This is a genomic window from Nocardioides sp. NPDC057772, from assembly GCF_042798075.1.
GTDB lineage: Bacteria > Actinomycetota > Actinomycetes > Propionibacteriales > Nocardioidaceae > Nocardioides.
The window spans coordinates 1-5,021 of record NZ_JBHVKN010000280.1; the positions used below are offsets into that span (position 1 = coordinate 1).

Here is a 5,021-nt window from a genome sequence, read left to right on the forward strand (position 1 = left end):
GTCAGCCGGCCGTACTCGTCCTCCTCCAAAAGCCCCTCGCCGCGGGACTCCTCGACCATGGCAGCCACCTCCGCGCGGGTGAACGTGGAGCTCACCTCGTCCTTGGGCTCGATGCCGAGCGCCCGGATGCAGAGGTTGGCGGCGTAGTTGAAGGCCACGATGATCGGGCGCAGCACGTAGACGACCGCGTAGATGGCCGGGCCGAGCACCAGAGCGGCGCGGTCGGGGCCGGCCAGGGCGATGTTCTTCGGCACCATCTCGCCGACCACCACGTGCAGGTAGGTGACCACGAGCATGGCGATCACGAAGGCCACCGGGTGATGGAGCGCCTCGGGCAGGCCGATCAGGTCGAAGCCGGGCTCGAGCAGGTGGGCGAGCGCGGGCTCGGTGATCGCCAGCAGCAGGACCGAGCAGACGGTGATGCCCAGCTGGGCGCCGGCCATCATCAGGCTGATGTTCTCCATCGCCCGCAGGGTGATCCGGGCCATCTGCGACCCGGCCTGCGCGGCCGGCTCGATCTGGCTGCGCCGCGCCGAGACCAGCGCGAACTCGGAGCCGACGAAGAAGCCGTTGGCGAGCAGCAGCACGAGGCCGAGCAGCAGTCCCATCGTCGTCGACATCAGCCGATCACCTGCATCGAGATCCGGTCGATCCTGCGCCCGTCCATGACCTCCACGGTGAGCTTCACGTACCTCGCGTAGACGTCGTCGTCATCGGAGTCGGGCGGTGGGTTGCCGGGCACGGTGAGCTCGGCGGTCGCGCCCCGCTCGGGGATGCGGCCCAGCAGGCTCAGCATGAGGCCCGCGACGGTGTCGTAGTCCTCCCCCTCGGGCAGGGCGACGCCGGTGATGTCCTCGACCTCGTCGGGACGCAGCAGCCCCGACAGCGACCAGCCGCCGTCGCGGCGAAGCCGGGCTCGGGCGCTGAGCGGGTCGTGCTCGTCTGCGATATCGCCGACGATCTCCTCGATCACGTCCTCGAGGGTGACGATGCCGGCCTGGTCGCCGTACTCGTCGAGCACGACGGCGAGCTGGAACCCCTCGGCGCGCAGCAGCGCCATCAGCGGGTCCAGCCGCAGTGAGTCGGGTACGACGACCGGCGGCACCATCAGGTGCTTGACCTTGGCGGTGGGTCGCTCGTGCACCGGCAGCGCCACGGCGGCCTTGACGTGCACGGTGCCGACCACGGCCTCGTTGTCGTCGAGCACGGGGAAGCGGGAGTTGCCCGTACGCCGGGTGAGCTCGATCAGCGCCTCGGCGCGGTCGTTGTGGTCGAGGCTGTGGACGCGTACGCGCGGGGTCATGATCTCGCCGGCGGTGCGGGTGCCGAACTCGACCGAGCGCTCCATGAGCTCGGCGGTGTCGGCGTCGAGGGTGCCCTCGTGAGCGCTGCGCTGGATGAGGGAGGAGAGCTCGGCCGAGCTGCGCGCCGAGCGCAGCTCCTCCTGCGGCTCCATGCCGAGGCGGCGGACGATCGCGTTGGCGGTGCCGTTGAGCACCTTGATCGGGCCGCGCATGAGCCGGGTGAAGGCCCGCATCGGACCCTGGGTGACCCGGGCGGTCTGCAGCGGCAGGGCCAGCGCGAGGTTCTTGGGGACGAGCTCACCGAAGAGCATCGTCACGATCGTGGAGAGGATCAGCGCGACGGTCAGCGCGATCGGCGTCACCGCACCCTCCGGAAGCCCGGTCGCGAGCAGCGGCGCGTCGATCAGCTCGGCGATCGCCGGCTCCGACATCCAGCCGATCCCGAGGTTGGTCACGGTGATGCCGACCTGCGCACCAGAGAGGTTGCTGGAGAGCTCCTTCATCGCGCGCAGCACGCCGTCGGCGCGCTTGTCCCCCTGCTCGGCGGCCATCTCGACCTGGGAGTGGTCGACGGTCACGAGGGAGAACTCGGCCGCGACGAAGACGCCACAGGCTGCGACCAGCAGCAGCGCCAGGAAGATGAACAGGATCTCGGTCATCGGGCCGACCTCGATCGGCGCAGCCTCGGTTCACACAGCGGGCATGGATATTGGCCGGGTTGCGGTCCGTCCATCGGGGTTCAGATCGTCCTTAGCTGTTGGAAGTGCCGTCAGCCTACATGGGTGTGGTTGCACCGCCTGAGTTGCTGGGCCGCCCTCTACCGGCCGTGTCGCGTAGCGGACACTGTTGTCCATATCGGCGACGTGAGCCTTGACACACTCCCTCCGTTCGTCAACTCTTACGCGGCACAGCCGACGCTTCACGAGCCGAGGGAGCCCCCTTGACCATGTCCTCGTTGTCCACGTCTGCCTCCAGACGTACGTTCCTCGCCGGGGCCGCCGGTGCGGCCGGCGCCGCTGTGAGCGGTCTGCTCGCCGGTCCCGCCGCCGCCTCCTCGCCCCGCCGCGTACGACTGGTGCGGGAGGAGCACCGAGCGGTTGTCATCGGGTCCGGGTTCGGTGGCGGCGTGGCCGCGCTGCGGCTGGCGGAGGCCGGGGTGCCGGTCACCGTGCTCGAGCGCGGTCGGCGCTGGCCGACGGGGCCGGACGCCCAGACCTTCCCGACGGTGCGCTCGCTCGACAAGCGGGTGCTGTTCCACACCACCACGCCCGGGGCGCTCAAGCCGCTGCAGAGGCTGCTGGGCACGCCGTTGAACTTCGGTCCGTACGTCGGCCTGCTCGAGCCCGTCCTCGGCCAGAACATGCTCGCCATGTGTGCGGCCGGCGTGGGCGGTGGCTCGCTCGTCTACCAGGGCATGACGCTGCAGCCCTCCGCCGAGGTCTTCAACACCTGGTTCCCGAACGAGCTCGACTACGAGCTCATGGACCGGGTCCACTACCCGCGCGTCGCGCGCATGCTCGGCGCTGCGACCGCGCCCGACGAGCTGATCGCCTCCGACAACTACCGGGTCTCGCGTACGTTCGGCGAGCGCGTCAAGGCCGCCGGCTACGACCTGCGCAAGATCCCGATGCCGATCGACTGGTCCTACGCGCTCGCGGAGCTGCGTGGCGAGATGGCACCCTCCTACACCAACGGCGACTGCGCCCTCGGCGTCAACAACGGTGGCAAGCACTCCGTCGATGTCACCTACATCCAGCAGGCCGAGGCCACCGGCCGGGTGCACGTCGCCACCCGGCACAACGTGACGTCGGTGGCCCGTGCCGCGGACGGCCGCTGGGAGGTCCACGTCGACCGCACCGACGACGCCGGCGACGTCGTCGAGCAGAAGATCTTGACCACCCGGGCGCTGGTGATGGCGGCCGGCTCGCTCAACACCAGCAAGCTCCTCGTCCGCGCCGCCGCGACGGGAACGATCCCCGACCTGCCCGAGCAGCTCGGTCAGGGCTGGGGCACCAACGGCGACCGGATCTACATGTGGCGCCCCTTCGACGAGAACCTGACCGGTACGCAGGGCGGGCCCGTCGTCTACCAGAGCCAGGACTGGGCCGACCCGAAGACGGCCAACACCGTCATCCAGGCATCAGTGCCACCCCTCCCCCTCGGACTCGACCTGGGCGCCACGATGCTCGTCGGCTTCGGGGTCAGCGCCGACCGCGGCAGCTTCCGCTACAGCTCGCTGACCGACTCGGTGACCCTGCGCTTCCCGTTCGGCGGCGATGCGGGCAGCTACCGCGCCATCCACGAGCGGGTCTCTCGGATCAGCGGCGGGCTCGGCGCCCTCATCGACACCAACGCCATCGTCAACAGCACCTGGCACCCCCTCGGCGGCGCCAACATGGGCACCGTGTGCGACCTCGACGGCCGGGTCCAGGGCCAGGACGGCCTCTACGTCCTCGACGGCGCGCTCATCCCGGGAACCACCGGCGCCTGCAACCCTTCGATGACCATCGCCGCGGTCGCCGAGCGCGCCATGGACAACATCGTGGCCAAGGACCTCGAGTCGCTCGTCTGACCACGCTCGCCGAGCCTCTCTCGGGTCCACCAGGAACCTGCAATGCAAAATTCTGCAAATTTTGCCGGAAAGGGGTGACAAGCCGTTGGATGATGAGGCAACATTGTTCTTGCCCCGCTGGTGACCCGAGACGCCAGCGGGGCTCTTACGTTTTCGGATGTCACGACAGTTTCCGGGCGACCTCGTTGAGGTTGTTCCGGAGCTTGTTGCGGTAGGTGTCGTGCTGCTCGGGCAACCGGGCGTCGCAGAAGGCGGCCAGGTCGGGGCCGGTGACGTCGATGACCTTGCGGCCGTTGGCGGCTTCGGTCTCGAAGAGGTCGAGGATGTCGCGGAGGATTTCGACGATGTCCATGCCGTCGCCGGCGGTGAAGCGCCACATGTAGCTCTTCATCTCGCCATAGACGGTGCGGTAGTCGGCCGGCAGCTCGGCGGCACGGGCCTCCATGCGCTTCCAGTCCTTCTTGTCGCCGATGAGGCGGGTGAGGATGTTGTTCATGGTGTGCTCCTTCTTCGGTGGTTTCAGGCCCTCAGTTTGGGGCTGTGGAAGAAGCGTGCAGGCCTGACGTAGCGTCAAGGTCAAGCACTGATCCGAAGAAAGTTCTGGGGAGCCTGGAGTGTCAGGCCGCGAGGGTGTGATCGAGGAGTAGGTCGCGCAGCGTGAACTCTGCCCGCGACAGGGGTGGTGGGTCCGGTCGCCAGGTCTCGGGTGGTGGGCTCGTGTAGACGTGCCCGGTTGGCGTGATCGTGGTGATGGAACCGTCGGGTCCTGGTCTGGCCTGCCACCCGATCGCTTCCTTGGCTTGGTTGCAGCGTTCGCACAACCCTTGGAGGTTCTCGGCGCTTGTGGTTCCGCCGTCGGCGTGACGTCGGGCGTGGTCGATGTTGCGGATCGGGGCATCACAGCCGACGGTGCGGCAGATCCCGCCGTCACGAGTCGCGATGAACTCCGCGAGACCGTCGGGTGCTTTGCGTGATCGGGACTCCATCGCGACCAACTGGCCGGCGGGGTCGGTGAAGAGGCGCCGGACGAAGATCTCGGCGTCAGACAAGGCCTCTCGCGCCCAGGCTGCGGGGACAGGCCCGTAGCCCTCGACCATCGCCGGCTGGTCACTGTCATTGGCGAGCGAGTCGGCGGTCATCACGAC

At 68.7% G+C, this 5,021-nt stretch carries 5 protein-coding genes; 1 reads left to right on the plus strand and 4 read right to left on the minus strand.

Annotated features, from left to right (window positions below):
* Positions 1-620, minus strand: a 620-nt coding sequence (locus ACFVJS_RS26170; protein ID WP_378886457.1) for a CNNM domain-containing protein, incomplete at its 3' end; no start/stop codon positions are given.
* Positions 620-1,963: a hemolysin family protein gene (locus ACFVJS_RS26175; RefSeq protein ID WP_165112645.1), complete on the minus strand. Its 1,344-nt coding sequence runs from the start codon at positions 1,961-1,963 to the stop codon at positions 620-622. The genes ACFVJS_RS26170 and ACFVJS_RS26175, both read right to left, overlap by 1 nt.
* A gap of 296 nt (positions 1,964-2,259) precedes the next feature.
* Between ACFVJS_RS26175 and ACFVJS_RS26180 the strand changes: the two genes are divergently transcribed.
* Positions 2,260-3,876 (plus strand): GMC oxidoreductase, encoded by a 1,617-nt coding sequence (locus ACFVJS_RS26180; protein WP_378886459.1) that lies wholly within the window; start codon positions 2,260-2,262, stop codon positions 3,874-3,876.
* Positions 3,877-4,036: 160 nt separating this feature from the next.
* Here the strand turns inward: ACFVJS_RS26180 and ACFVJS_RS26185 are convergent, their stop codons facing one another.
* Together ACFVJS_RS26185 and ACFVJS_RS26190 are read right to left on the minus strand one after the other, a co-directional pair.
* The gene (locus tag ACFVJS_RS26185) at positions 4,037-4,372 is read right to left on the minus strand and encodes a DUF1048 domain-containing protein (RefSeq protein ID WP_378886461.1); all 336 of its coding nucleotides are present in this window, start codon (positions 4,370-4,372) and stop codon (positions 4,037-4,039) included.
* A 121-nt stretch (positions 4,373-4,493) separates the two neighbouring features.
* On the minus strand, positions 4,494-5,021 hold a 528-nt coding region (locus ACFVJS_RS26190; RefSeq protein WP_378886463.1), incomplete at its 5' end, for an HNH endonuclease.